The sequence below is a fragment of the Acetobacter syzygii genome, from assembly GCF_000964225.1.
In the GTDB taxonomy this organism is placed as follows: domain Bacteria; phylum Pseudomonadota; class Alphaproteobacteria; order Acetobacterales; family Acetobacteraceae; genus Acetobacter; species Acetobacter syzygii.
The window spans coordinates 1-25,525 of record NZ_BAMZ01000014.1; the positions used below are offsets into that span (position 1 = coordinate 1).

The window sequence follows — 25,525 nt, forward strand, 5'->3', positions numbered from 1 at the left end:
GACAGAAGGCAAAATTGCCCGCTGGCTGAAAAAGGAAGGCGATACAGTTAGCAGCGGCGACGTGCTGGCTGAGATTGAAACCGACAAAGCCACAATGGAAGTAGAAGCCATTGAAGAGGGTGTTTTTGGTCGCATCCTCGTCCCTGAAGGGACAGAGGGGGTTGCTGTCAACACTCCGATCGCCATTGTCGTTGAAGAAGGGGAATCTGTACCGGATGCGGTAGCTCCAAACTCTTCCACGCCTCCGGTTATTGCGGCAACAGCACCAGCCGCAGCCACCAGTGCGCCAGCAAGTGCACCTGCTGGTACGCCAAGCCCCGTGTCAGCTGCACGTCCGATAAATCGAGTTGTTGCGTCCCCTCTGGCAAAGCGCATTGCGGCAACAAAAGGCATTGACCTTGCCTCCATCAAAGGGACCGGGCCTAACGGTCGTATTGTTAAGCGCGATGTGGAAGCCGCAAGCTCCAAGCAAGCCCATTCCGGCTCGAATAAAGCTGAAGCTCCAGCCATTCCGGCAACAGGTGGCAGCCGCAGCGTACCACACACCACCATGCGCAAGGTCATTGCGCGCCGGTTGAGTGAGTCTAAAGCAACTATCCCTCACTTCTACGTCTCCATGGATGTGGAATTGGATGCTCTTATGGCTTTGCGCACACAGTTGAATGCGCTCTCTGAAGACGAAGGGGCAGGGGCCTTTAAACTCTCCGTCAATGACATGCTGATCAAGGCTGCAGCCCTTGCGCTTAAACAGGTGCCTGAGGTGAACGCCTCTTTTACCGAAGACGCCATGATCTTGCATGATGATGCGGATATTTCGGTCGCAGTTTCTCTCGACGATGGATTGATCACGCCAATCGTCCGTGCAGCAGACCGTAAAAGCCTCAAGCAGATCAGTCAGGAAGCCAAATCCCTGATCTCACGGGCTCGCGCGGGCAAGCTTAAGCCTGAGGAATTCCAAGGCGGAACATTCTCCATTTCCAACATGGGTATGTTCGGCGTTAAGGAGTTTTCAGCCATTGTAAACCCGCCGCAGGCTGCCATTCTGGCCATTGCAGCAGGCAAGCGCCAACCTGTTGTAAGCGGGGACGAAATTCGCATAGCAACAGTCATGACGGTCACGCTCTCGGTCGATCATCGCGTCGTGGATGGAGCTACGGCGGCCAAGTGGCTCTCAGCTTTCCGCTCCATTGTGCAGGCGCCGCTGGCTCTTGTTCTGTAACGTGCCCTTTTACGGGAGAATTTTGGCATTATGAGCCAGACAGATTTTGACATCATTGTCATTGGTGGTGGACCAGGGGGGTATGTTGCTGCCCTCCGCGCCGCACAGCTTAAGCTCTCGGTTGCTGTGGTCGAGGCCCAGCATCTGGGCGGTATTTGCCTGAACTGGGGGTGTATCCCCACCAAAGCCCTGCTCCGGGCGTCTGAGATTAATCATCTGCTCCATGATCTGCCTGCATTCGGGTTTAAGGCAGATGGTGTAAGCTTTGATTTCCAAAAAATTGTTGGGCGCTCGCGGGCGGTCTCCAAGCAGCTTTCTGCAGGTGTTGCGCATTTGCTTAAAAAAGCAAAAGTGCCCGTTTTTACCGGCTATGGTAAGCTCGATGGCACATTGGCTAACGGCAAACGTAAGGTGTCTGTTGCGGCTGATGGTCAAAGCCCCATCTCTCTCACTGCATCACACGTTATTCTGGCAACTGGTGCACGCGCCAGAGTGTTACCGGGGCTGGAGCCTGACGGCCAGTTTGTCTGGTCTTATAAGGAAGCTCTGGTTCCCAAAGCCATGCCAAAACGTCTTGTTGTTATTGGTTCTGGTGCGATTGGCACTGAGTTTGCATCCTTCTACCGCAATATGGGGGCAGATGTGACTTTGGTAGAAGTTGCCGAGCGCATTTTGCCCGTAGAAGACGAAGAAATCAGCCAGCTTGCACGCAAAGCCTTTGAAAAACAGGGAATGCGCGTCCTCACCGGCGCAAAAATCGGTGATCTGCAAAAAACCGCTACAGGCGTAAAGCTACCGGTTACGGTAAATGGCAAAACTGAAACGTTGGAAGCTGATACGGTTATTTCTGCCGTAGGCATTGTTGGCAACGTTGAAAATATTGGCCTCGAAGGCACAAAAATTCAGGTTGATCGCACACATGTGGTCACGGATGCTTTGTGCCGCACAGCAGAACCCGGTGTATATGCCATAGGGGATTTGGCTGGCGCACCATGGTTGGCGCACAAAGCCAGTCATGAAGCCGTTATGTGTGTAGAAGCCATTGCGGGACGCTCCGTCCACCCCATTGATCCAACCAAAATCCCCGGCTGTACTTATTGCAGACCGCAAATTGCATCTGTTGGTTACACGGAAGCAAAAGCACGCGATGCAGGCTACAAAGTACGGGTGGGTAAATTCCCCCTCCTTGCCAATGGCAAAGCACTGGCCATGGGGGAACCTGACGGGCTGATCAAAACTGTTTTTGATGCGGCAACAGGCGAATTACTCGGTGCTCATATGATTGGCGCAGAGGTGACTGAAATGATTCAGGGGTATGTGATTGCCCGTACGGGTGAACTCACAGAAGCCGAGTTGGCGGAGACCATTTTCCCACACCCGACTATTTCTGAATCCATGCACGAAGCAGTTCTTGCCGCTTACGATGGTGCCTTGCACTTTTAGCCTTCACCTTAGGAAGGGGGACATCAATCTCAAGGGTGTGATGTCCTTTCTCCTCTTCATTGCCTTTTCACACCTTGACGAGTGAGCAGGAGCATTCCAGTTCTGTCTGAACTCTTTGGGCAAAAAGCAGGCCAAGTTATGTCTACTCGTGTCGAGATTGATCATCGAAAAGGTGGGACAAGCCGGATAAGACATCCGGAAAAAGCCCATCGGCCGGACAACCCCATTGCCCGCAAGCCTGACTGGATCCGCGTCAAAGCACCCAATCATCCGACTTACCACGAAACACGCGCGCTCATGCGTGACAACAAGCTGGTAACCGTGTGTGAGGAAGCCGCTTGCCCCAATATTGGGGAATGCTGGTCACAGCGCCATGCGACCATGATGATCATGGGAGAGGTCTGCACCCGTGCCTGCGCTTTCTGTAATGTCAGTACAGGCTTACCCAACCCTCTGGACGAAGGGGAACCCGAACGGGTTGCAGAAGCCGTAGCCAAACTGGGCCTACGCCATGTGGTCATAACATCGGTGGATCGGGATGATCTGAACGATGGTGGCGCATTACATTTTGCCCGCGTTATTCAGGCCATACGTGCAACATCCCCCACCACGACCATTGAAATTCTGACCCCCGATTTTTTACGTAAAGACAAGGCGTTAGAAGTCGTTGTTCAAGCACGCCCCGATGTGTTCAACCATAATCTGGAAACCGTACCGCGGCTTTATCCCACTATTCGTCCCGGCGCGCGCTATTATCAGTCCATGCGCCTGCTGGACCGCGTGAAGCAGCTTGACCCTTCGATTTTTACCAAATCTGGTCTGATGTTGGGTTTGGGCGAAGAAAAAATGGAACTCGCTCAGGTCATGGATGATCTGCGCATTGCAGATGTGGATTTTATTACAATGGGGCAGTATTTGCAGCCCACGGTTAAACATGCATCTGTTGCGCGTTTTGTAACACCGGAAGAGTTTGAGGATTATGGCACCATGGCGCGCGTAAAAGGCTTTTTGCAGGTCAGTGCAAGCCCTCTAACGCGCTCCTCCTACCATGCCGATACAGATTTTGCGCAGCTCCGTGAGGCCCGCAATAAACGTCTGAAGGAGGCTCTGTAATGCCCAAACACGCAGAGACGCGTGTTCTGCCCTACCGTCCAGACCAGATTTTTGATCTGGTAGCAGATGTTGCCCACTACCCAGCTTTTTTACCCTGGTGTGTTGCTGCACGCTTGCGCACACGTACCGAAACTGAACTTGTTGCAGATCTAACTATCGGGTTTGGTCCATTCCGTGAGAGTTTTACCTCTCGCGTAACGCTGGAACGCCCGACGACAATTACGGTCCGTTATGAACGTGGACCTTTCCGGTACCTGCGGAATGTGTGGAAGTTCACACCACATGCCAATGGGTGTCAGGTCGATTTTTTTGTCGATTTCGAGTTTAATTCCCGTATTCTGCAAGCAGCCATCGGCGTTGTATTTACTGAGGCAACCCGTCTAATGGTTTCTGCCTTTATTAAGCGTGCCAAGGAAGTTTACGGCCCTCCTGTCATATCTGCCACTCCAACTGTTTCAGGCCCCACAACAGCGAATTAATGCGTTGCGGGGACTAATCCTATACGCAGTCACCTAACAACGCCGTTTTTGTATTCATGAGGCAAAACATGCGCAAACTATGCTTTTTTGTTTTACTCATGGCAACTGCAACCAGTATTACGCAGGCATCAGCTGCTCCTGTTACCCAAAATACACCATGTACACAGTGTATGGACAATAAATTACCCCAACAAAACACGACCGATGCGCTCAATGTCAAAAGTCTGGCTTACGCACAAAGCCAACCTCCGCCACAGCCTGCCATTCCGCCAGTTTTGCCTGAAGGAACAATCGCTAAGGGAACAGGGGTTAGGGCTCCCGAATTGCTAGAAGCTCCAGTCTATAACCCGAACAACGGACGTTACTAAACAACCCGTTTTTTTAAAGGTTGAGAATACGGCCAGAAACCAGAGTCAAAGCGTGTAATACCGCCTGCTCACGCACTTGCACCCGATCACCAGTAAAAACCTGACGATTTGCACAGGTGGCCCCATCTCGCACTGCCGTTGCAAACCAAACCAAGCCAACAGGCTTATCCACACTGCCACCACCGGGCCCCGCAATGCCGGAAATGGCAACGGCAATGCGTGCTGTTGCACAAGCCCGCAAAGCACCTTCCGCCATTTGCTCCACAGTCTGGGCACTTACGGCCCCGTGTAATGCCAGTGTATCTGCCCGCACGCCAAGCACGGCCTGCTTCATACTATTGGAATAAGTAACAAATCCACCCTCGGTTACGTCCGATGACCCTGCAAAATGGGTCAAAGCGCCAGCAACCAGTCCGCCAGTACAACTTTCAGCGGTAACAATTCTTACGCCACTCTGTCGTAGCAACTCCAGAACCTGATTTGCTGCATACAACACTCCGGCACCAATAATCGTGCTGTTATCCCCCATATCCGACCCTCTTTGATTATGAGCGGAAAGCCAATAACTTACGCAATGTTAGCACACAGCCAGCACTCGCTGCGCCAGCCAGAACATCATCCCCCATAACACCCAGGGCATCATGCCGCCTGTCCAGCGTTCCAATAGGACCGGGTTTGACAATATCAAATATCCGAAACAAGCCAAACGCCACTATCGGCCATAAAACCCGGTAGGTTGCTGCCCCGCTGGGTTGCATGTTGCCACTCTTCTGTTCGGGCAAACACGCCAGTAGGGCAATCCACATTCCAGCCACTTCATCAATAACAATCCAGTTATGGTCCTCCCCATCTCCCGCACGGGTTGTGGCCCACCACCCCACACACGTTGCTGTAATGGCCGCCCCCAGCAACGCACGGGGGCGCTTAAGCAATGGTAACCCGACCAGAAGAGCCGCCAGTGAGCCGACCGTCCCAGGCGCACGGGGACTAAGACCACATCCTCCAAATGTTGCAATTAAACGGGCAGGGGTCATTATTGTGCTCCCAGTGCTTTATACACGGTCATGTTTTCCCACACACGCTGCACGTAATTCCGTGTTTCAGCATAGGGAATGTTTTCTACCCAATCGACCATCTGCTCCATATTCGCCCCATTTTGTACGGGGTTCCCGGCGGTTGACAGCCATTTGGCCAAACGCGTTGGACCACCGTTATAGGCCGCTGCCATGTATGGCACGACTGGCCCAAAGCGATCCTGCATATGCAACAGGTAAGCTGTACCCAGTTGCATGTTATTCTGCGGATTATGCAAACCAGATGCCGAGGCCGCAGACGCAGGCAAACCGGCAACATGCACCATATCCCCAGCGGTGGATGGCTTAAGCTGCATCAACCCAATAGCATTTGAAGGACTGATCGCATCGGGGTTGAAGCTGCTTTCCTGCCGCATCAGGCCCAATACAAAGCCCTTAGGCAAAGCGCTCGCTGGGGGCGTGTAAGGTAAAGGCCAGCCCGAACGTAGCATAAACACTCCATCCCGCCCCGCATGTCGGGCAATGGTAACGGCAATATCTGCCACACCTAACCGCAGAGCCAGAGACGCAAGCGCCTGCCGTTGAGACGGATCTGTAATCTGCTTTTCAAACATGCTCAAAAAGTCACGCACATGGTCGGTTTCCCCCATGGTCGCCAACCGGAGAGCCGCCAAAAGCAGGTCATTTTGTGCAGGAAGAACATCCTCCGAGACGGATGGTGCTGCATTATTGGCATTTTTAAGATTCTGCACAATAACCGCCGGAACCTCTTCTGGCGTCAACAGAGCATTGCCTTGCCCAGCAAGCGTTGCTGCCGCCATCTGGCCATAATATGTACCGGGGAACGCCGTTGCGCGTGCCCAGTCTGCTTTGGCCGAGGTCGTATTACCAGCGTCAGCCCGTGCGCGCCCCAACCAGTAAAACCCACGACTACGGGTAATAAGGGATTGAGACTCTGTAAGCTGACGGAAAAAATCTTCCGCTGTGGCGGGGTCATGCTGCCTGCGCAAGGCAATCCAACCACTCAGGAATATAGCGTCCAGACGGCTTTCGCCTTCTGTAACCGTGTCATTCGCAACGGCAAAAGCATCCTCTGCGCGATTCTGCTGGATTAGATCACGCGCAAGGGCATCCCTCTCACGCCAGAAGAGTTTGGAGCGGGTCGCTCGTTCCGCTTCAACGGCACGGGCTTTCCACAGGGCTACTGCCTCATCATAGCGTTGCTGTTTTCTCAACCAACGAGCCTGATCCAGAACAAGCCAGGGGTCCGTACGCAAAGATTCCGGAAGAGCATCCAACAGGGACAAAGCCGTAGCATCGTTATTCCTGAACGCCAGACGTGCCTGCGCCAGTGCCTGCCTGGAAGCGGATAAATAGGGCAGGGTCTGCTGTGCCGCAGCAAGCAGACCTGCACGTTCCTCACGGTCGAACCGCAACCATGAGCTTTGGGGAGTAAGCACGGCTCCAAACGTGCCGGTCAAAAGATTAGCCCCACTGGGAGAATCATTCCCGTTAGACCATGCTGCTATAGCTTGAGCAGCCAGTTGCTGCTGGAGTGGTTTATCCGTTGCCAGTTGCGTGGAGCATTGCACCAAGGCGGGAGCATAAGTCAGTTTTTGGGAATGACACAGCCGTGACAGAACCTGCGTATCTGACTCGCTCGCTAATGCCTGCTGCATACGCGCAGTCAATATTGACCAGCGAGGCCAGACCTTTCCCGACTGCAAGAAGTCAGCATATTCCTGTGCGGTTGCATGGGTAGGCCCCACAAGACGGAGCCATACATCCAACCGGTCATTCAGGTTGCCAGCAGCCCCATCACCCTGTGCAGACGGCAGGGAAGGTGGAGGCGCTTCCCCATCATTCGTAGAGGAAACCTGCTGCGCAGAAGGACCGGAGCAGGCTGTTAAAGACAGCCCGATCAGCGATACTGCGGCGACAAGCTGCCGCCGGCATGATGAAAAACGGATCATACCAAAGATTCAACGGCTTTCTTGCAAATAAGCAAGCTCTTTTATTGAACAAAAACCTGTTGAATCTCACGATTACATAAAGTTCAGGACAGATGGCCCCACACTTCTCCACCGCCACTGATAATCAACTCGATGGCAACAGCCAGCACCACCAGCAGACCAACCCACGAAATCCATTTATAACGCTCAAGCAAACGCGCAATAAGTGAGGCTGCGACCCCCATAAGAACAACAGACAGGGCAAGCCCCATAACCAGAATGCCCGGATGCTCGCGTGCAGCACCAGCAACAGCCAACACGTTATCCAAGCTCATGGAAAGATCAGCTATCAGGATTTTGAGAATGGCAGAACGTAAATTACCGGGAGCTGCGGCCCCCTGTTCATCCGCACCGTGACTGTCTTGCATTTCGCGGTACATGCGCCAACAAACCCAGAGCAGCAGCAATCCGCCCGCCAGCGTAAGCCCCACAATAGCCAGCAGCTTAACGGCAACAAGCGCCAGCAACACCCTAATGATTGCAGCCAGCCCCACACCGGCCAGAATGGCCTTGCGCCGCTGCGCACCGCTGAGTGTACGCACGGCCATGCCAATAACAACCGCATTATCTCCGGCAAGGGTCACATCAATCAGCACAACCTGAAGAAGGGCTGCAAGGGCCGGAAAACTGGCAGAATCAAATAGGTTGGCCACAATAACTCCGATTCCAAAAAAAGCTTTGAATGGCGGGAATTTCTGGCACAGGGCAGAAAATGTCAAAGTTTTCCGTATTGCGGGCAGACGACATGCGCGAAATCCGCTAGAGAGACGCCACCTGTTCTGACGTTTAAACTGTTCTGGTTAAGGAAATCTGCGTTATGGTGCCGCGCTATACCCGCCCCGTCATGGCCGCGATCTGGTCCCCCGAAAACCGTTATCGAATCTGGTTCGAGATCGAAGCGCTGGCCTGCGAGGCCATGGCTGAATATGGGACTGTCCCCAAAGAAGCCGCCAAAGTTGTGCGCGAAAAAGGGGCTGCCGCCATGGCCGCTTTTTCTGATGCCGATCTGGCCAGAATTGACGAGATCGAAGCCGAAACCCGGCATGACGTTATTGCCTTCCTGACCTGGCTGGCTGAAAAAGTCGGACCGGAAAGCCGCTTTGTCCACTTGGGTATGACCTCATCCGATGTGCTGGATACCTGTCTGGCTGTGCAGCTTGTTCAGGCAACGGATCTGCTGCTCAAGGATCTGGATGACACACTGGCAGCACTCAAGGCACGTGCGTTTGAACACAAACACACGCTGACCATCGGCCGGAGCCACGGCATTCATGCCGAACCCACCTCTTTTGGGCTTAAAATTGCCGGGCACTACGCGGAATTCGCACGCAACAGGACCCGCCTTGAAGCCGCCCGGGCTGAAATTGCAACATGCGCCATCTCCGGTGCAGTTGGCACATACGCCCATCTTGACCCACGCGTAGAGGCCTATGTTGCCGAACGCCTTGGCCTTCAGGCCGAAACCGTTTCCACTCAGGTTATTCCGCGCGACCGCCACGCCGCATTCTTCTGTGCGCTCGCCGTAATTGCCAGCGGTATTGAACGCCTGGCAACCGAGGTCCGCCACCTCCAGCGGTCGGAAGTGCGTGAGGCTGAAGAATTCTTCCATCCGGGGCAAAAAGGCTCTTCCGCCATGCCCCATAAACGCAACCCGGTCCTGACCGAAAACCTGACTGGTCTTGCCCGACTGGTGCGGGCTGCGGTTATTCCCGCATTGGAAAACGTGGCTCTGTGGCATGAACGCGACATCAGCCACTCTTCAGTCGAACGCAATATTTGCCCTGATGCCACCATCGGTCTGGATTTTGCCCTTGCCCGTCTGTCAGGCATGATTTCCAAACTGGTGGTTTATCCAGACCGTATGGCAGCAAACATCGAAAGCCTTGGCGGCGTTGTGCACTCGGGCGAAGTTTTGCTGGCACTGGCCAAAGCTGGCCTTTCCCGCGAAGATGCCTACCGTATTGTACAGCGTAATGCGATGGAAACCTGGACCAAACTGGGCACGCCAGAAGGCAAAACCTTCCGCCAGAATCTGGCAGAAGAGGCCGAAATTTCTGGTCGCATTCCAGCCGATGTACTGGACGCCGCCATGGACAGCCGCCAGCACCTGAAAGCGCTGGACTTCCAGTTTGAGAAGATTTTTGGCGAAGCAGGACCAAAACAGTAAGGCCTGCCAGTTTTTACAGGCTGTATCTTCCACGGAGGAAGCCTGCTATGAACAACCAGATAATGAAAGGGGTGAACCATTTGTACGGTTCCCCCGTTTTTTGGGGGCGGTGATCCAGCCGCCCATACACTTTTCGACAGGTAAGGATCATCATGGCCCGTCGCCGCCAGCTTTATGAAGGTAAAGCCAAAATCCTCTTTGAAGGCCCAGAACCCGGGACCCTTGTGCAATACTTCAAGGACGATGCCACGGCTGGCAATGGTGCCAAAAGCGGTGTGATCACCGGCAAGGGTGTGCTGAACAACCGCATTAGCGAGCATCTGATGCTGCGTTTGCAGGAAATTGGCATTCCCACCCACTTTATCCGGCGCATTAACATGCGTGAACAACTGGTAAAGGAAGTCGAGATCATCCCGCTGGAAGTTGTTATCCGCAATGTTGCTGCTGGCAGCATTTCCAAGCGTTTTAACATTCCCGAAGGCCAGCGTCTGCCTCGCCCAATCGTCGAATTCTATTACAAAAATGACGAGCTGGGTGACCCTTTAGTATCGGAAGACCATATCATAGCCTTCGGCTGGGCTTGCCCCCATGACCTGGAAGACATTACGGGCATGTCCATGCGCGTAAACGATTTTCTGTGCGGTCTGTTCAGTGGCATTGGTATTCAGCTTGTCGACTTCAAGCTTGAGTTTGGCCGCTGCTGGGAGGGCGAGGATATGCGTATTGTTCTCGCTGACGAAATTTCGCCAGATAATTGCCGTCTGTGGGACCTTCGCACAAACGAAAAGCTTGATAAGGATCGCTTCCGCCGGGATCTGGGCAACGTTAAAGAAGCATATCAGGAAGTGGCACGCCGCATGGGCATCCTACCGGAGAATGGCGCCGGGGGTGACATGAAGGGACCGGAAACAGTTCAGTAACCCCTACGGGTACTTTGGGAGTTTGAGAATGAAAGTACGTGTAACCGTCATGCTGAAGGACGGCGTTCTGGACCCGCAGGGGAAGGCCATTGGCCACGCACTGCATACATTAGGCTTTGAAGGCGTGCAGGATGTGCGTGTCGGCAAAATCATCGAGCTTGATCTGCATGGTGTTAAGGCAGAAGAAGCACATGAGAAAGCGGGCGAAATGGCCCGCAATCTGCTCGCTAACCTGGTCATCGAAGATTATTTGGTAGAGGTTGTTGCATGAAGCGCCTTGCCCTGATCGCTCTTGTGGGAACACTGGCCGCGCCCGGTCTGGCCCACGCACAACGACTTGCCCCCATGAAGGCCAATGCTTTTGGCAAAATGTGCTCCGCCGCATCCGGGCGGACTGCATGTGATGCCTATTTAAGCGGCCTGACAGACGGCGTGACCCTTGCCAAAATCAACGCTCACAATGAAGGGGATGCCTCGGCAATTGCTGGCTTTTGCGTGCCAGCTGCGGAAGATATTGCCGCCATGCGCACCAAGGTTATCTCATGGTTGAAAGCACATCCCGACTCTCTGCCTAAACCAGTAGGCGAAAGTGTTTTTACCGCCCTGCATGACTCTTACCCGTGTGACGTAAAAAAATGAAAGCAGCAATTGTCGTCTTCCCCGGCACGAACCGGGAACGGGATATGGCCATTGCCCTGCGACGCGTGACCGGGCAGGCTCCTCGCATGATCTGGCACCACGAGACCGATCTGAGCAGCGTGGATCTGGTCGTGCTGCCAGGTGGCTTCAGCTACGGTGACTACCTGCGTTGCGGTGCTATGGCTGCGCACTCCCCGATTATGGGTGCTGTGCGGGACTTTGCCGCCAAAGGTGGTCACATTCTTGGCGTGTGCAATGGCTTTCAGATTCTGACGGAAAGCAACCTTCTTCCTGGCGCATTGCTCCGGAATGCGGACCTGCGGTTTCTCTCGCAGGACTGTCATCTGCGAGTGGAAGTAGAGGGAACACCTTTTACCCGCCGCTGGAAAAAAGGGGACATCTTTCGTACGCCCCTAGCACATGGTGATGGCAATTATACTGCCGATGAAGCCACACTTGCCATGCTGGAAGGTGAGGGACGTGTTGCGTTCCGTTATGCCGACGCCAAAGGCCGTGTGCAGGCGGATGACAGAGCCAGCAACCCGAACGGCAGCGTGAACAGCATTGCCGGTATTCTCAGTGAAAACAAACGTATTTGCGGCATGATGCCTCACCCCGAGGATCTGGTTGATCCACTCATGGGGGGAGAGGATGGTCTGCCTCTGTTTGAAGGTTTGGTGGAGGCTCTTGTCCGGTGAATAAGCCTGTAACCGTTGATGAATCCCTTGCCCGTGAATTCGGCCTGACGGCTGAAGAATACGGGCGTGTTCTGTCAATCATGGGGCGTACACCCAGTCTGACGGAACTTGGTGTTTTTTCTGTCATGTGGTCGGAGCACTGCTCCTACAAATCTTCCCGCAAATGGCTGCGCGGCCTGCCCACCAAAGCTCCGTGGGTTATCCATGGCCCGGGCGAAAATGCTGGTGTGGTCGATATTGGTCAGGGTTATGCCGCCATCTTTAAGATGGAAAGTCACAACCACCCCTCCTTTATCGAGCCTTACCAAGGCGCTGCCACAGGTGTTGGCGGAATTCTGCGCGATGTATTTACCATGGGTGCGCGCCCCGTTGCCAATCTGAACGCCCTGCGTTTTGGTAGCCCCGAAAACCCCGGAACACGCCGCATTGTAGATGGTGTGGTCCGCGGTATTGGTGGTTACGGCAACTGTGTTGGCGTGCCAACCGTTGGTGGAGAAATCAACTTCCACGCCGCATATGATGGTAATCCTCTGGTTAACGCCATGACGGTTGGCATTGCCCGGCAGGATCGTATTTTCCTGTCCGCTGCAGCAGGTGTTGGCAATCCTGTTGTTTATGTTGGTTCCCGCACGGGGCGGGATGGCATTCATGGTGCCACCATGTCTTCCGCCGAATTTGACGAAGACGCCCTGTCCAAGCGTCCAACCGTTCAGGTTGGTGACCCCTTTATTGAAAAACTGCTCATTGAAGCCTGTCTGGAACTTATGGCAACAGATGCCATTGTTGCCATTCAGGATATGGGCGCTGCTGGCCTGACGTCCTCCGCTGTGGAAATGGCTGGCAAAGGTGGGGTCGGCATTGAACTTGACCTTGATGCCGTGCCGCAGCGCGAACCGAACATGACTGCGTATGAGATGATGCTTTCTGAAAGTCAGGAACGCATGCTCATGGTTCTGCGCCCTGACCGGACGGAACTTGCCCGCAAGATTTTTGAAAAGTGGGAACTGGACTTTGCCATTATCGGTCACCTAACCGAGACCGGGCATATTGTGATCAAACACAAAGGCCAGCTTGAGGCGGACATTCCGCTTGAGCCTCTGGCCGATGAAGCCCCGGTTTATGATCGTCCTTCCATTATACCCACCAAACCCGCCGCACTGGGGAGCGTTCACGCCCCTCTGTCGCTGGATGCCATGTTACTCAAGCTGGTGAGTTCACCAGACCTTGCTTCCCGCGCATGGGTCTGGAACCAGTATGACAGTACGGTTGGTGGACAGACAGTGCGCCGTCCGGGCGCTGCCGATGCTGCCATTGTAAAAGTGGATGACACAGAAATTGGTCTGGCACTGACCACTGACTGCACGCCACGCTACTGCCAGGCAGACCCACGTGCAGGTGGTGCGCAGGCTGTTGCCGAAGCTTGGCGGAACATTACCGCAACAGGTGCACGCCCTCTGGCGGTGACGGACAACCTGAACTTTGGCAACCCGGAAAAACCGGAAATCATGGGGCAGTTCATCGCTGCATTGGAAGGTATGGGAGAAGCCTGCAAAGTGCTCGACTTCCCCATCGTCAGTGGCAATGTGTCTCTCTATAACGAAACCCGGATGCCCGATGGCACAACACAGGCCATTCTTCCTACACCTGCTATTGGTGGACTTGGCGTTCTGGATGATGTTTCCACCGCCATTGGCCTTGGAATGCAGGCTAACAAGGATGTGGTGCTGATTGGCGAAACCAAAGGCGAACTCGGGCAGTCCGTATGGCTCCGCGAAATTCTGGGACGTGAGGAAGGGCCTGCTCCCACTGTTGATCTGGCAGCAGAAAAAAGAAACGGTGACTTCGTCCGTGCTGAAATTCAGGCAGGACAAGTGACCGCCTGCCATGATCTGGCTGACGGTGGTATTCTTGTTGCTGTGGCAGAAATGATCATGGCATCTGGCACAGGCTGCGAACTGGAAAGCCCAGATTCTGGCATACGCCCGGAAGCATTCTGGTTTGGTGAAGATCAGGCGCGTTATCTTGTTTGCGTGGAAGATGCTCAGGCTTTTTGTGCACGCGCGGCGCAGGTTGGTGTGCCTGCACGTCTGATGGGCCGCTCCGGTGGAAATGATTTGATTCTTCCAAGTGGTGTCACCATATCTGCTGCACGCCTTAAATCCGCGCACGAAACCTTTTTTCCTGCGTTAATGGACAAATAGGGAAGAAACACAGCATATGGCCATGTCCGCCACTGAGCTTGAAGCTTATATTCTAAAGGCATTCCCTGATGCTCAGATCAAAATTGATGATCTGGCTGGTGATGGGGATCATTATGCCTGTTCGATTGTAAGTGAAGCCTTCCGCGATGTTCCTCGCGTAAGGCAGCATCAACTCGTTTATAACGCGCTGGAAGGGCACATGGGGGGTAAGCTGCACGCACTTGCCCTACGTACATCTGCCCCCTGAACAAAAAACTCTTCCACACGATCAAGGACCGAGAACATGACTGATTCCATTAAGCAGACCATTCAGCAGGACATTGATTCCAACCCTGTCATGCTTTTTATGAAGGGAGATGCAGACTTCCCACAGTGTGGTTTTTCTGCCCGCGTCGTGCAGATTCTGCAGCATATTGGCGCCCCCTTCAAAACAGCCAATGTTCTGGCAGATGCCACGCTGCGTCAGGGCATTAAAGACTTTTCCAACTGGCCGACCATTCCCCAGCTTTATGTCAAAGGCGAGTTCATTGGCGGGTGCGATATTGTGACAGAAATGTACCAGACCGGCGAACTACAGAAACTGCTGCAGGAAAAAAATATTCCCTGCAATGCTTCTGCCTGAATTATGGGTTGTCAGCCCGTCATTGCTTTGTATAGTTTGAAGCAGATATGAAATCAGGGGACCAAGGTTAATGAAGCGAGTTCCGTTTGCACGCGGCTTTTTTGCTCTGGCCAGTTTTGGTATGGGCATTATGGCCTCCAGTACATCAGTGCATGCGGAGCGCATTCTTTCTGATCTGGAAGCCAGCAAATTAACCTTTGCTTCCCTGACTGCTCCACCGCCAGTTATTCGCCCTCATCATTTTGTACGCCATGTTGCGGCAACGTCTCATGGTACACACAAAATTACGCTTGCGGCTGCGCAGCATGGTAAAATGGTACATTTGGTTAGCTACCACGCGGCTTCGCGCACTGTGCATAGCAACAAACACCATCACCGCACCTGATTTTAAGTCTTACACAGATACAACCAGTTCTCTGTTACATCTGGCGTATGACGTCTTTGAGCCATTCCATTTTGCTATTGGCGTCTAGAATAAACAGGTCAAACCGTAATTCTTCATACTGCCAATGTGGGTTGCTTTGCAGAAGGCATTCTGCTGCCCGAAACAACCTTCTGGATTGAGTAGCCGATAAGCTCTCGGCCGCATCCCGCAGTGTTTTGCGCAACTTGACCTCAATAAAACTGATTGTTGTGCCGTTTTGCGCAACAATATCAATTTCACCACGACGCGTTCTGGCTCTTTGCAGTAAAACATTCCAGCCTGCGCCGCGCAGTTTCTGGCACACAATATCCTCAGCAGCGAGACCGTTCTGGTAGGCTTCCACGCCACGAGCACGCTTGGCGTTTGTAACCATTTTCTGTTTTGTGGAACACGTATACGCTATGCGGTGGACACCAGCCGCGTGTTGTGAAAGCATTCTTCCTGCCATGCTTTTTGATCTCCAGCTTTACACAACAACTCTGATCATTGCGTTCATGCGCCTGACTTTGGTTACGGGCGTCAGCTTGCATATCCTGCTCACAAAAAGAAATACATCCTCAGCCATCGGGTGGATTGGCGTATGTGTCCTTATGCCGTTTTTGGGCACAACCCTATACCTCATGTTTGGCATAAATCGCGTAACAAGACTTGCCAAAAAACTGGTTGGAGATCGCACCAGCCATAAGCAGGAAGGGACTGACCTTTCCTCGTGGAATGCAGGGCTGGATGGCCAGTTTGCACCACTGGCCCTTATGGTCGGCAAACTGACAACGCGCCCGGTTGTTGGCAACAATAGCATTACATGCCTGCATGATGGAGATGGCGCATATCCGCACATGCTGGAAGCTATTGAAAAAGCCCGTAAGAGTATTCTCCTATGTTCCTATATTTTTCGGCATGATGCGAGCGGCCAGCTTTTTGCAGACAAACTCATTGCAGCCCAGCAAAGAGGCGTAAGTGTGCGTGTGCTGGTTGACGGGATCGGCAGTGGTTATTTTTTATCACCGATTTACCGTTACCTTAAAAAATCCGGAGTTCCCTGCGCCCGCTTTATGCATTCACTACTACCTTGGCGCATGCCTTTTCTAAACTTACGGAACCACCGCAAAATTCTGGTTGTCGATGGGCGCATCGGGTTTATGGGGGGCCTCAATATTGCCGACAATAACCTGGTAGGACGTCACCCAAAACATCCTGTATCCGACACACATTTCCAGATTGAAGGTCCAGTTGTGCACCAGTTGGCACAGGTTGCTGCATGGGATTGGTATTTTACAACAGGCGAGCAGTTAAGCCGGGACCTTTTTTTGCAAGAACATGCAGGAAAAGGCACATCCTTGGCCCGTATTGTTACAGCAGGGCCGGATACAGACCTGGAAAAAATTGAATATACCATGTTGCAGGCCATTACGCTCTCCCGCAAGAGCATACGGCTTATGACACCCTATTTTCTGCCCGGTGCACGGTTTTTATCAGAACTGGGGCTTGCTGCACTCCGCGGTGTGCAAGTGGATATTATTATTCCGCTCCGCAGCAACCATCGTCCTTTAGACTGGGCCTGTGCCGCCAATATTTCTCCATTACTGGACACGGGCGTACGGATCTGGCACGCAAACCCACCTTTTAACCATTCCAAATTAATGGTGGTGGACAAAGCATGGTCTTTTGTGGGGAGTTCCAATCTTGATATTCGAAGTTTACGCCTGAATTTTGAGATCAACATGGAAACATACGATGTTACCCTGGCCAACATTATTGATGATTTTATCTGCCAGCATCGCAACCATAGATTAACGCACTATGACCTAGACCAACGGAACTCCCTGACACGTATCCGCGATTCATTTGCCAGATTGTTCATGCCTTATCTGTAAGGAAAAGCAACGGCCTTCCGGCCCACTTCCGGTCGCAATGTTACGGCAATGGGGCGATGGTCAGACGCAAAAACCGGAAGTACCTGAGCATCTGAACAAACCATACCTTCCACAAGGCACCGATCCAGCCGAATGGGTAGCAGATCAACCATACGGTGCGTTGGTGCCTTGGGCCCCACATCGGCAAACCCCGGAACAAGCGTGGGGCCTACCAGATTAAAATCACCCAAAATGGCGCAGGGCGCAGACAATAAAGATGCAATACGCCGCAACTGCCGACGGTTCAGCATCTGCCCATGAGAGAGATGCACGTTTGCCAGCGAAAACTGTGCATAATCAATAATCTGCGCATGACGCTTAACAATAGGGCCAGATGGAATGGTGCACGCACGAGGAGGGCGCGCAAAAGGAAGACGGCTCCAGCAGGCCACACCATGAATACGTCCGGGCAGGGGCGAACGCGCATAATGCCCACCTATCACATCTGGCAACACATCAATTTCTATGGTGGCTTCCTGCATAAGCAGGATGTCTGGCTGCTCGGCCTCAATCAGGGCGGCTACATCATGCACAGTAGCGCCAGTCCGACGCAGAAGATTCCAGCTGATAATCTTCACACCCGGAGCTTCATGAGTGATGAGATGACCATGCCGTCTTCTGGACGTAAGTTCAACAATCCGAGCCAGACGACGCCTCATGGCGCAATATTCCTTGTATCATCCATTATGGGGCGCGCGGGGTCTCCCTGCGCAAATTCCATGGTCAATGTAAAGCCTATGGCAAGCAGGACTGGACCCAGAAAAATTCCAACGCCGCCAAATGCCAGCAAGCCACCAATAACTCCAAGAACTGTTAGCAGATAAGGAAGCTTTGACCCACGTGCAATAAAGAGTGGTCTGATCAGATGGTCCGCACCAGAGATAAACAGAACACCATACAGAATAAGCAAAATGCCTTTAAGCTGGTGATGCGTTACAAATAGCCACACTGCGGCAGGAATCCAGACCAGCGGCGCGCCTACAGGGAACACGGCCAGAAAAGCCGCGATCCCACCCAGAATAACTGGTTCCGCGACACCAAATATCCACAGGCCAAGACCAGTTAGAATACCCTGAATAATGGCTGTTCCCAAAATACCATACACTGTTCCACGTACTGTGCTGGCAATAATGGACAGATGCCGTCCGGCCTGAACACCGGCAATCCGTAAAATAACTGCCTGCAACGTATCCCACAGGATTGAACCGCTGATCCAGAAAAAGAAAGAAATAAACAGCGCTGTTACAAGGTGGAGCGCGCCATTGGCCATTTGCATCAGCACACTCAGAACAGACTGTATGATGCCCCCGGCATATGGCCTGAGCTCTGCTGCCGCAAGCCCAAGGTTCCGGCTCCACAACGCCCAGCGATGGTGAATATCCGGCCCAAAAACTGGCAGATTATCCAGCCAGCGGGGAAGGGGAGGAAGCTGGTTAACCTGCCCGAACAGGGTTGTCAGTTGCAATGCCCAACGTGGACCCGATGCAACACAGGCAGATGCCAGAAGAGCAAGAGGAAAAACAACACAGACCGCGCATAAAACGGTCATGATCAGGCTGGCAGCATTAGCCCCCATGCTTCGCCGCAAATACAGGAAAAGGGGCCACGTTGTATAAGTCAGCACCCCGGCCCACAGTAATGCGGAAGAAAAAGGGACCAAAACGGCTATGCAACCGTATGCAATTCCGGCCAGCAATAAAAACCGGAGAATACGTTCAGCCGTCAATGTGTGACCATCTGTCATGCGTGCAACAAACCACAAAACGCCCTAATTTTGTCTGTTCCTCACAAGAACATGGCGTATTGGCTTTATGGTATGGCCCATTCTGCCCGGTCTTTCCAGTCAGTTCCGATAAACGCTTTGTATCACTCGTTATCAATATGACAAACACGTTTGCCTGTTGCTGCGGACTATGTGATCGTAACCAATCTGCTTTAAAAATTCCTTAGGGCTTTTATTCATGTCTCCTCTTATCTCTGGCGAACTTCTGCATATTTTTGCCAAGGACAACACAATCCGCTTTTTGGATACAACGCTCGCTCTGCCCGGAGAGACGTTTGACCCACGCGCCAGATTCCATGACTGCCATATTCCTGGCAGCCAGTACTTTGATATGGATGTTTTTTCCGATCCGCAGAGCAGCTTACCCCATACTGTGCCGTCCCCCGCGCACTTTGCCGACCTATTTGGCAAACTCGGCATTACCCCGCAAACACACGTTGTTTTTTACGATCAGGGCAATACGGCATCAGCCTGCAGGGCCTGGTGGATGGCAAAGTTGTTCGGACATGAAAAAGTACAGATCATTCACGGCGGTCTTGGCACATGGCAACAACAGGGGCTGCCGGTAGAGCAGGGAGCAAGCGCAACCTACACACCACAAACCTATCACCCCAAAACAGAATACTCCCGCATTGCCGGTCTGGGGGACATGCTGGAACATGTTCGGCTGCAAAACCGTCCCATACTGGATGCCCGTAGCGCTGAGCGCTTTTATGGCAAGGTTTCCGAACCACGTGCAGGCGTAAAATCCGGACACATACCGGGCTCACGGAATATTCCGTACAAAACCGTTCTGGACGAAAAAGGATTTTTCCGCCCCGCAACTGAGCTTGAGACCCTGTTTTTACACGCAGGCGTAACGGCGCAAACCCACCCTATTACAACGTGCGGCTCAGGTATGACGGCTGCAGTGCTAACAGTTGCACTCGAATTGGCGGGCTTTACCTCCAACGCATTGTACGATGGTTCTTGGGCTGAATGGGGCAGCACACCCAATACACCTATTGCAAATGGACAAAACCCATGACTGAACGCACCAGTGTTGACATAGGTTGGCAAAAACTCGGTACGGCCCTGACCCATACAGGCCGCTCGGGTGTGCCTGCAGAGGGTTCCTACGTAAATCCTCCCCTGGAGCGGGGATCGACCGTTCTGTTCCCATCGCTGGAGAGCATGGCGCGCAAGGGTCAGGAGCGCTACAACCACGCCAGTATATATGGTGCAATGGGGTCTCCAACTCAACATGAGCTGGAAAAGCTGATCGCACACATAGAAGGGGGAAAAGACTGCCAGATTGTCAGTTCCGGGCTGGCGGCATGTACAACCCCATTACTGGCTTTTTTAAAAGCAGGGGACCACTGCCTTCTGACCGATAGCGTTTATGGCCCCACACGGCGCTTTGCTGAGAATATGCTCCAACGCTTTGGCGTGGAAATTTCCTACTTCCCTCCCTGTGCCAGCATGGCAGAAGTAGAAGAATACGTGCGGCCCAATACCCGCATTATTTTTACCGAAAGCCCTGGCAGCCACACGTTTGAAGTGCAGGATATTCCAATGTTGGCCGATGTGGCGCACAGGCATGGGGCGCTCCTGTTTTTGGATAATACGTGGGGCTTTGGTATTTTTGCGCCGTTTGAACACGGTGTGGATGTTTCCATTCAGGCTCTGACCAAATACCCATCGGGTCATTCGGACGTTATTGCCGGTGCCGTAACCGTGGCCGATCAGGCAAACTGGCGCATTCTCCGCGATGCTTCCATACAGCTTGGTCAGGTTGCCGGACCGGATGAATGCTGGCTTACGCTACGTGGCCTGCGCACCATGGGCGTACGGTTGGCGCATCAGGCGCGTTCTGCTTTACAAATTGCAAACTGGTTACAAGACCGCCCAGAAGTAGCGCGGGTACTGCACCCGGCTCTTCCGGATTGTCCCGGCCATACTCTCTGGAAGCGGGATTTTACTGGAGCGGGCAGCCTGTTTGGGGTGGTTTTAAACACCACATATACCCAGCAAAATATGGAACGCATGATTAATGCCATGCGTCTGTTTGGCATCGGCGCGTCTTGGGGCGGGTACGAGAGTCTCGTGCTACCAACAACAGGCGGCATAACACGCGATTTTGGCGAAGAACAGCCAAATGACCCGGCATTTCGGCTACAGATCGGTCTGGAAAACGTTCAGGACCTGATTGCAGATCTGGAGCAGGCCTTTAACGCCCTCCACCACGCCCCCTAACTCTTCTAGGGGTTGGAACGGGCACGGAACGTGGCAGCCTCTGCGATATGCGGCGGCTCCACGTCCGCCGCTTCTGCCAGATCCGCAATGGTTCTGGCCACACGCAACAACCGCGTATAGCCGCGTGCAGAAAAACGAAAGCGCTCGGCAACAGTCTGCGCAAGATCCTGTGCCGCTGGAACAAGGCTTAAAACATCTAACGGTGCATCAGCATTCCTGTGCATACCCTGCCGATTCATCTGCCGTGCTCTGGCGTGCACCACCCGATGGGCAACAACTGCCGTGCTTTCGCCTCCATCCTGCGCCATATAACCCAAAGGTTCATAAGGCTGCATAGCAACATGCAGATCGATCCGGTCCAGAAGAGGGCCAGATAAACGCCCCAGATACTCCGCACCACAACGGGGCGCCTTGCTACATTCCCGCGTGGCATCCCCCATATAGCCGCATCGGCAGGGATTCATGGCGGCAATAAGCTGGAAGCGGGCAGGGTAGGTTACGTGCGCAGCCGCCCGTGCAATACTGACCTGCCCCGTCTCCAGTGGCTGTCGCAGCGCCTCTAATGCAGCGCGAGAAAATTCCGGCAGTTCATCCAAAAACAACACACCATGGTGCGCCAGACTGATCTCGCCGGGTTTTGCGCGGGCTCCCCCGCCAACCAGCGCTGGCAAACTTGCTGAATGGTGCGGGTCACGGCAGGGTGGGCGTCGGATAGGCCTGCCATCCTTGAGCAATCCGGCAGCACTATAAATGCGTGATACAGCCAGACTCTCTGCTGGCAACAGGTCTGGGAGCAACCCAACCAGCCGGGCTGCCAGCATGGACTTGCCTGCCCCAGGTGGCCCGGAGAGCAAAAGGGAATGCCCTCCAGCAGCAGCGATTTCCAGCGCTCGGCGTCCTGTTTCCATCCCCTTGATATCTGCCATATCAGGCTCGGGTTTATTGGAATCAACTGGAATACTGGAAAACACTGGAGAAGGAAGAATTTGCAACCCGGTAAAATGATTGATCAACGCCAGCAGATCGGGTGCAGCCAGAATGGAAATATCCCCTCCGCACAAGGCTTCCTCCCCTTGTGAAGCAGGGCAGATAATTCCCAAATCCATGGAAGCGGCTTCCAGCGAGGCAGAAAGCACACCAGAAACAGGGTTAAGCCGGCCATTGAGCGAAAGCTCACCTAGCGCCGCATACCGTCCAACTTCTTCAGCCGGAATCACGGCCATGGCGGCCAGTAGAGCCAATGCAATAGGGAGGTCAAAATGCGAGCCTTCCTTGGGAAGGTCAGCAGGTACAAGATTAACAAGAATACGCTTTGCAGGGAGCGCAAGCCCTATGGAAGTCAAAGCTGCACGGACGCGCTCTCGCGCTTCTGCCACAGCTTTGTCTGGCAACCCTACAACTAAAAATGCAGGCAAACCGGTGGATATTTGAACCTCGACCCATACGGGTCTGGCCTCTATCCCAGAAAATGCAAAGCTGCGGATGCGAGAATAAATCATTCCCACACTCCGCAGATCATACTTAGCAACCTTTGTAAATCAGGCGGGCACGCACCGTACCATCCAGCTCACGCAGAGCCTTAAGCAGGCGATCATCCAGATCCGTGTTGCCTCCGGTATCCGCCTCAATCACCACATACCCGATTTCTCCATCTGTCTGGAGGAACTGAGCTGTGACGTTGCAGGTTTCACGCAGGAAAATTTCATTCAACTTCATCATGACACCGGGGATGTTATGATGAGCATGCATGAAGCGCGTACCACGCGGGCTTTGCGGCAACTGAACACCGGGGAAGTTGACGGCACCGAATGTGGACCCCACATCGGAATATTCCACCAGCTTACGCGCGACCTCCACCCCAATGCGTTCCTGTGCTTCAGCCGTGGAACCACCAATATGAGGGGTCAGAATAACGTTATCCAGCCCCATGATCGGTGTGGACAGCTTATCCGCCGGGCCTTTGGGCTCTTTGGGAAACACGTCAATGGCGGCCCCCAGCAGGTGACCACTCTTCAGTGCTTCTGCCAAAGCATCCAGATCAACAACATTGCCGCGGGCATTGTTGATAAGGAAGGAGCCTTTTTTCATCTTTTTGATCTGCTCGGCACCCATCAGGTTTGCCGTGGTCGGCAACTGGGGAACATGCAAGCTGACCACATCGCTCTGTGCCAGCAGATCATCCAGTGTGTCCACCGGCAGGGCATTGCCATGCCCCAGCTTGTCGATCACATCGTAATAAGCGACCCGCATACCAAAGGCTTCCGCCAGCACGGAAAGCTGGGAACCAATGGAGCCATACCCCACAATACCCAACGTTTTGCCACGTACTTCCCAGCTATTGGCAGCCGATTTGGTCCATGCCCCCTGATGGCATTCAACCGAACGCGGAAAAATACGGCGCATGAGCATAACAATCTCCCCCATGACCAGTTCGGCCACAGAGCGCGTATTGCTATACGGTGCGTTAAAAACAGGAATCCCGTTCAGTCGGGCCGCTTCCAGATCAACCTGATTGGTGCCGATGCAGAAGCAACCAATAGCCATAAGACGGTCAGCGCCTTCAATGACTTCCTTGGTCAACTGTGTGCGGGAACGGATGCCCACAATGTGCACGCCTTCGAGCGCCTGTGTTAGCGCATCGCCTTCAAGAGCACCTTTGTGGCGGACGATATTTTCGTAACCGCAGGCTTTCAGAAGGGCGACGGCACTATCGTGAATACCCTCCAGCAGAAGAATACGGATCTTGTCCTTGGAGAGGGACAGGTGCGTGCTCGTGCTCATGTGGACTGACCATCGCTGTTGTACCGAAGCGCAGACCTATCGCAAAACCGGGTCAATGAATAGTCTGTGACCCAAATTTTGCCCAGTTTACGTGCAGAAACCTCATGAACACGCACGCAAAACCTTAACCGCTTCGCCATGCAAAGAGGCTGAACCAGCAGCCAGAACGGTACGGTCACCATTCATCCGCAACGCGGAACCATCCCATGCCGTCATAACACCACCGGCTCCCTGCACTATGGGAACCAGCGCACCCCAATCCCACGGATTCATATCGCACTCGGTAATCAGATCAATCTGACCGAGCGCCAGCAGACCGTAAGCATAACAATCGCCACCCCATGTCATACGGCGAGCCTGCTGCTTGAGCGACTTCCAGCCCTCATGCGGGGCAAGTTCAAGCATTTCAGGAGAAGTGCAGGACATTTCCGCCTGACCCAGCAGCACGTTCTGCCGGGTTCTGGCTGTCCCGCCCAAAGAGGATGCAAACTGGGTTTCGCGCCCTTTTACACCTATCCAGCGTTCTCGCAGCACAGGCTGATCCAGCACACCAATAATCGGTTCCCCTTTGTAAAACAGGGCAATCAGAGTACCAAACAGAGGGCGTCCGGTTACAAACGCACGCGTGCCGTCTACCGGGTCCAACAACCACTGGTAGTCTGCGCCTGCATTGTCTTGCCCAAACTCCTCCCCGAACACACCATGATCTGGCACGCGTTCGGCAAGTATGGCCCGCATAACGCGCTCAGCACTCCTATCTGCTACCGTAACGGGGCTTTCATCCTTTTTGCTCTGCACATCCACGCCCCGACGGAACCAGGGCCGCACAACGGTCCGCGCTGTATCTGCCAGCATGGTGGCAACATCCACAAAAAGATCAGTTGCATGAGGGCTCACTGGGCCACTCCTGTTGTTGAGGTGGGGGAAGGTGTGCGTAATGTGTGCAAAAAAACAATGACATCGGCTCTATCCTGCACATCGGACAGACCTGCAAAAGACATCCGTGTGCCTGCAGCATAGCGGGCAGGGGACATAAGCCAGTCAGATAATCCCTGATCATCCCAAACCTGCCCGGAATGCTGGCGCAGGGCCGCAGAATAGGCATAGCCGGGAAGGGAGGCAATATTCCGTCCGGTCACATCAACCAGCACTGGACCCGCACTCTCGCCCCCAACAGCAAGGCTATGGCATTGCGCACAAATACGGCGCACCAACTGCCCACCATGCGCAGAGTTTGCGCGCGCCAAAAATGGCGCAACAGGGACAGTCTGCACATTTGGCAAGCGAAAAACCGGGGTCACAGGGGCCGTATCAGGTACAATTGAGCGCGCAGCAATGAGCGCTCCTGCCATAACCGTCACACTCAGCAGGGCCGAAACTGCAACCCTGTTCAGGAATCTGCCATCCATCCCGCACTCTATGTCCTGTTTATCACTGGTTGCGTTTGCATTGCAGCTTTTCTAGACTGCCCGGC

27 protein-coding genes are annotated in these 25,525 nt (G+C 53.6%); 16 read left to right on the top strand and 11 right to left on the bottom strand.

Annotation, left to right across the window (positions count from 1 at the left end):
* From Absy_RS05945 to Absy_RS05960, 4 genes are all read left to right on the top strand, one after another.
* Window positions 1-1,219, top strand: a 1,219-nt coding sequence (locus Absy_RS05945) for a pyruvate dehydrogenase complex dihydrolipoamide acetyltransferase (protein WP_048853832.1), incomplete at its 5' end; no start/stop codon positions are given.
* A 30-nt stretch (window positions 1,220-1,249) separates the two neighbouring features.
* Window positions 1,250-2,662: a dihydrolipoyl dehydrogenase gene (lpdA, locus tag Absy_RS05950; RefSeq protein ID WP_048853833.1), complete on the top strand. Its 1,413-nt coding sequence runs from the start codon at window positions 1,250-1,252 to the stop codon at window positions 2,660-2,662.
* 138 nt (window positions 2,663-2,800) lie between these two features.
* A complete protein-coding gene (gene lipA / locus Absy_RS05955; RefSeq protein WP_048853834.1) occupies window positions 2,801-3,775 on the top strand; it encodes a lipoyl synthase in 975 nt (324 codons plus the stop codon).
* On the top strand, window positions 3,775-4,254 hold the full coding sequence (locus Absy_RS05960) for a type II toxin-antitoxin system RatA family toxin (protein ID WP_048853835.1): 480 nt from the start codon (window positions 3,775-3,777) through the stop codon (window positions 4,252-4,254). Before lipA ends, Absy_RS05960 begins: the two co-directional genes overlap by 1 nt.
* Window positions 4,255-4,635: 381 nt before the next feature.
* Here the strand turns inward: Absy_RS05960 and Absy_RS05965 are convergent, their stop codons facing one another.
* The 4 genes from Absy_RS05965 to Absy_RS05980 all read right to left on the bottom strand — a co-directional run bounded on the left by Absy_RS05965 (window position 4,636) and on the right by Absy_RS05980 (window position 8,321).
* Complete coding sequence (locus Absy_RS05965) at window positions 4,636-5,151, bottom strand: CinA family protein (RefSeq protein WP_048853836.1); 516 nt, start codon at window positions 5,149-5,151, stop codon at window positions 4,636-4,638.
* Between the two features lie 16 nt (window positions 5,152-5,167).
* Window positions 5,168-5,656, bottom strand: coding sequence for a phosphatidylglycerophosphatase A family protein (locus tag Absy_RS05970; protein ID WP_048853837.1), 489 nt, complete (start codon window positions 5,654-5,656; stop codon window positions 5,168-5,170).
* Window positions 5,656-7,629, bottom strand: coding sequence for a lytic transglycosylase domain-containing protein (locus tag Absy_RS05975; protein ID WP_048853838.1), 1,974 nt, complete (start codon window positions 7,627-7,629; stop codon window positions 5,656-5,658). Before Absy_RS05975 ends, Absy_RS05970 begins: the two co-directional genes overlap by 1 nt.
* 83 nt (window positions 7,630-7,712) lie before the next feature.
* The gene (locus Absy_RS05980; RefSeq protein ID WP_048853995.1) at window positions 7,713-8,321 is read right to left on the bottom strand and encodes a YjbE family putative metal transport protein; all 609 of its coding nucleotides are present in this window, start codon (window positions 8,319-8,321) and stop codon (window positions 7,713-7,715) included.
* A 164-nt stretch (window positions 8,322-8,485) separates the two neighbouring features.
* Between Absy_RS05980 and purB the strand changes: the two genes are divergently transcribed.
* The 9 genes from purB to Absy_RS06025 all read left to right on the top strand — a co-directional run bounded on the left by purB (window position 8,486) and on the right by Absy_RS06025 (window position 15,300).
* The gene (gene purB, locus Absy_RS05985; protein WP_048853839.1) at window positions 8,486-9,835 is read left to right on the top strand and encodes an adenylosuccinate lyase; all 1,350 of its coding nucleotides are present in this window, start codon (window positions 8,486-8,488) and stop codon (window positions 9,833-9,835) included.
* A 152-nt stretch (window positions 9,836-9,987) separates the two neighbouring features.
* Window positions 9,988-10,755 (top strand): phosphoribosylaminoimidazolesuccinocarboxamide synthase, encoded by a 768-nt coding sequence (gene purC, locus Absy_RS05990; RefSeq protein WP_048853840.1) that lies wholly within the window; start codon window positions 9,988-9,990, stop codon window positions 10,753-10,755.
* 28 nt (window positions 10,756-10,783) lie between these two features.
* The gene (purS, locus tag Absy_RS05995; protein WP_048853841.1) at window positions 10,784-11,026 is read left to right on the top strand and encodes a phosphoribosylformylglycinamidine synthase subunit PurS; all 243 of its coding nucleotides are present in this window, start codon (window positions 10,784-10,786) and stop codon (window positions 11,024-11,026) included.
* Window positions 11,023-11,394, top strand: coding sequence for a Rap1a/Tai family immunity protein (locus Absy_RS06000; RefSeq protein WP_048853842.1), 372 nt, complete (start codon window positions 11,023-11,025; stop codon window positions 11,392-11,394). The genes purS and Absy_RS06000 overlap by 4 nt, the downstream gene beginning before the upstream one ends.
* Window positions 11,391-12,092, top strand: a complete 702-nt coding sequence (purQ, locus tag Absy_RS06005; RefSeq protein ID WP_048853843.1) for a phosphoribosylformylglycinamidine synthase subunit PurQ — start codon at window positions 11,391-11,393, stop codon at window positions 12,090-12,092. Before Absy_RS06000 ends, purQ begins: the two co-directional genes overlap by 4 nt.
* Entirely contained in the window at window positions 12,089-14,293 is a 2,205-nt protein-coding gene (purL, locus tag Absy_RS06010; RefSeq protein ID WP_048853844.1) for a phosphoribosylformylglycinamidine synthase subunit PurL, read from the top strand. Before purQ ends, purL begins: the two co-directional genes overlap by 4 nt.
* A gap of 16 nt (window positions 14,294-14,309) precedes the next feature.
* Window positions 14,310-14,540, top strand: coding sequence for a BolA/IbaG family iron-sulfur metabolism protein (locus Absy_RS06015; protein WP_048853845.1), 231 nt, complete (start codon window positions 14,310-14,312; stop codon window positions 14,538-14,540).
* A 36-nt stretch (window positions 14,541-14,576) separates the two neighbouring features.
* The gene (gene grxD / locus Absy_RS06020) at window positions 14,577-14,915 is read left to right on the top strand and encodes a Grx4 family monothiol glutaredoxin (RefSeq protein WP_048853846.1); all 339 of its coding nucleotides are present in this window, start codon (window positions 14,577-14,579) and stop codon (window positions 14,913-14,915) included.
* Window positions 14,916-14,985: 70 nt separating this feature from the next.
* On the top strand, window positions 14,986-15,300 hold the full coding sequence (locus tag Absy_RS06025; RefSeq protein WP_048853847.1) for a hypothetical protein: 315 nt from the start codon (window positions 14,986-14,988) through the stop codon (window positions 15,298-15,300).
* Window positions 15,301-15,334: 34 nt separating this feature from the next.
* Here Absy_RS06025 and Absy_RS06030 read toward each other — a convergent pair whose 3' ends face one another.
* Window positions 15,335-15,775 (bottom strand): YraN family protein, encoded by a 441-nt coding sequence (locus tag Absy_RS06030; protein WP_245614760.1) that lies wholly within the window; start codon window positions 15,773-15,775, stop codon window positions 15,335-15,337.
* A 10-nt stretch (window positions 15,776-15,785) separates the two neighbouring features.
* Between Absy_RS06030 and cls the strand changes: the two genes are divergently transcribed.
* Window positions 15,786-17,213 carry a cardiolipin synthase gene (gene cls, locus Absy_RS06035; RefSeq protein ID WP_048853849.1) on the top strand — a complete coding sequence of 476 codons (1,428 nt, stop codon included), beginning with the start codon at window positions 15,786-15,788 and terminating at the stop codon, window positions 17,211-17,213.
* Here cls and Absy_RS06040 read toward each other — a convergent pair.
* Together Absy_RS06040 and Absy_RS06045 are read right to left on the bottom strand one after the other, a co-directional pair.
* Window positions 17,204-17,911, bottom strand: a complete 708-nt coding sequence (locus tag Absy_RS06040) for an endonuclease/exonuclease/phosphatase family protein (RefSeq protein WP_048853850.1) — start codon at window positions 17,909-17,911, stop codon at window positions 17,204-17,206. The two genes, cls and Absy_RS06040, sit on opposite strands and share 10 nt — an antisense overlap.
* Entirely contained in the window at window positions 17,908-18,996 is a 1,089-nt protein-coding gene (locus Absy_RS06045) for an AI-2E family transporter (protein WP_048853996.1), read from the bottom strand. The genes Absy_RS06040 and Absy_RS06045 overlap by 4 nt, the downstream gene beginning before the upstream one ends.
* A 217-nt stretch (window positions 18,997-19,213) precedes the next feature.
* Between Absy_RS06045 and Absy_RS06050 the strand changes: the two genes are divergently transcribed.
* Window positions 19,214-20,062, top strand: coding sequence for a sulfurtransferase (locus Absy_RS06050; protein ID WP_095350855.1), 849 nt, complete (start codon window positions 19,214-19,216; stop codon window positions 20,060-20,062).
* On the top strand, window positions 20,059-21,270 hold the full coding sequence (gene metC, locus Absy_RS06055) for a cystathionine beta-lyase (RefSeq protein WP_048853851.1): 1,212 nt from the start codon (window positions 20,059-20,061) through the stop codon (window positions 21,268-21,270). Before Absy_RS06050 ends, metC begins: the two co-directional genes overlap by 4 nt.
* Before the next feature lie 5 nt (window positions 21,271-21,275).
* Here metC and Absy_RS06060 read toward each other — a convergent pair whose 3' ends face one another.
* From Absy_RS06060 to Absy_RS06075, 4 genes are all read right to left on the bottom strand, one after another.
* The gene (locus tag Absy_RS06060) at window positions 21,276-22,769 is read right to left on the bottom strand and encodes a YifB family Mg chelatase-like AAA ATPase (RefSeq protein ID WP_048853852.1); all 1,494 of its coding nucleotides are present in this window, start codon (window positions 22,767-22,769) and stop codon (window positions 21,276-21,278) included.
* A 22-nt stretch (window positions 22,770-22,791) separates the two neighbouring features.
* A complete protein-coding gene (serA, locus tag Absy_RS06065; RefSeq protein ID WP_048853853.1) occupies window positions 22,792-24,051 on the bottom strand; it encodes a phosphoglycerate dehydrogenase in 1,260 nt (419 codons plus the stop codon).
* Window positions 24,052-24,153: 102 nt separating this feature from the next.
* The gene (locus Absy_RS06070; protein WP_048853997.1) at window positions 24,154-24,906 is read right to left on the bottom strand and encodes an inositol monophosphatase family protein; all 753 of its coding nucleotides are present in this window, start codon (window positions 24,904-24,906) and stop codon (window positions 24,154-24,156) included.
* 38 nt (window positions 24,907-24,944) lie between these two features.
* Complete coding sequence (locus Absy_RS06075; protein ID WP_048853854.1) at window positions 24,945-25,460, bottom strand: c-type cytochrome; 516 nt, start codon at window positions 25,458-25,460, stop codon at window positions 24,945-24,947.
* Between the last annotated feature and the right edge of the window lie 65 nt (window positions 25,461-25,525).

Bases quoted from the DNA above. Each gene is read 5' to 3' on its own strand.
- Absy_RS06000 (WP_048853842.1), top strand. From the start codon at position 11,023: ATGAAGCGCCTTGCCCTGATCGCTCTTGTGGGAACACTGGCCGCGCCC.
- serA (WP_048853853.1), bottom strand. From the start codon at position 24,051: ATGAGCACGAGCACGCACCTGTCCCTCTCCAAGGACAAGATCCGTATT.
- Absy_RS06050 (WP_095350855.1), top strand. From the start codon at position 19,214: ATGTCTCCTCTTATCTCTGGCGAACTTCTGCATATTTTTGCCAAGGAC.
- Absy_RS05975 (WP_048853838.1), bottom strand. From the start codon at position 7,629: ATGATCCGTTTTTCATCATGCCGGCGGCAGCTTGTCGCCGCAGTATCG.
- lipA (WP_048853834.1), top strand. From the start codon at position 2,801: ATGTCTACTCGTGTCGAGATTGATCATCGAAAAGGTGGGACAAGCCGG.
- Absy_RS05965 (WP_048853836.1), bottom strand. From the start codon at position 5,151: ATGGGGGATAACAGCACGATTATTGGTGCCGGAGTGTTGTATGCAGCA.
- Absy_RS06075 (WP_048853854.1), bottom strand. From the start codon at position 25,460: ATGGATGGCAGATTCCTGAACAGGGTTGCAGTTTCGGCCCTGCTGAGT.
- Absy_RS05960 (WP_048853835.1), top strand. From the start codon at position 3,775: ATGCCCAAACACGCAGAGACGCGTGTTCTGCCCTACCGTCCAGACCAG.
- cls (WP_048853849.1), top strand. From the start codon at position 15,786: ATGCTTTTTGATCTCCAGCTTTACACAACAACTCTGATCATTGCGTTC.
- Absy_RS05970 (WP_048853837.1), bottom strand. From the start codon at position 5,656: ATGACCCCTGCCCGTTTAATTGCAACATTTGGAGGATGTGGTCTTAGT.
- Absy_RS06015 (WP_048853845.1), top strand. From the start codon at position 14,310: ATGGCCATGTCCGCCACTGAGCTTGAAGCTTATATTCTAAAGGCATTC.
- metC (WP_048853851.1), top strand. From the start codon at position 20,059: ATGACTGAACGCACCAGTGTTGACATAGGTTGGCAAAAACTCGGTACG.
- Absy_RS06045 (WP_048853996.1), bottom strand. From the start codon at position 18,996: ATGACAGATGGTCACACATTGACGGCTGAACGTATTCTCCGGTTTTTA.
- grxD (WP_048853846.1), top strand. From the start codon at position 14,577: ATGACTGATTCCATTAAGCAGACCATTCAGCAGGACATTGATTCCAAC.
- purS (WP_048853841.1), top strand. From the start codon at position 10,784: ATGAAAGTACGTGTAACCGTCATGCTGAAGGACGGCGTTCTGGACCCG.
- Absy_RS06070 (WP_048853997.1), bottom strand. From the start codon at position 24,906: ATGCTGGCAGATACAGCGCGGACCGTTGTGCGGCCCTGGTTCCGTCGG.
- lpdA (WP_048853833.1), top strand. From the start codon at position 1,250: ATGAGCCAGACAGATTTTGACATCATTGTCATTGGTGGTGGACCAGGG.
- Absy_RS06060 (WP_048853852.1), bottom strand. From the start codon at position 22,769: ATGATTTATTCTCGCATCCGCAGCTTTGCATTTTCTGGGATAGAGGCC.
- purQ (WP_048853843.1), top strand. From the start codon at position 11,391: ATGAAAGCAGCAATTGTCGTCTTCCCCGGCACGAACCGGGAACGGGAT.
- Absy_RS06030 (WP_245614760.1), bottom strand. From the start codon at position 15,775: ATGCTTTCACAACACGCGGCTGGTGTCCACCGCATAGCGTATACGTGT.
- purC (WP_048853840.1), top strand. From the start codon at position 9,988: ATGGCCCGTCGCCGCCAGCTTTATGAAGGTAAAGCCAAAATCCTCTTT.
- Absy_RS06040 (WP_048853850.1), bottom strand. From the start codon at position 17,911: ATGAGGCGTCGTCTGGCTCGGATTGTTGAACTTACGTCCAGAAGACGG.
- Absy_RS06025 (WP_048853847.1), top strand. From the start codon at position 14,986: ATGAAGCGAGTTCCGTTTGCACGCGGCTTTTTTGCTCTGGCCAGTTTT.
- purB (WP_048853839.1), top strand. From the start codon at position 8,486: ATGGTGCCGCGCTATACCCGCCCCGTCATGGCCGCGATCTGGTCCCCC.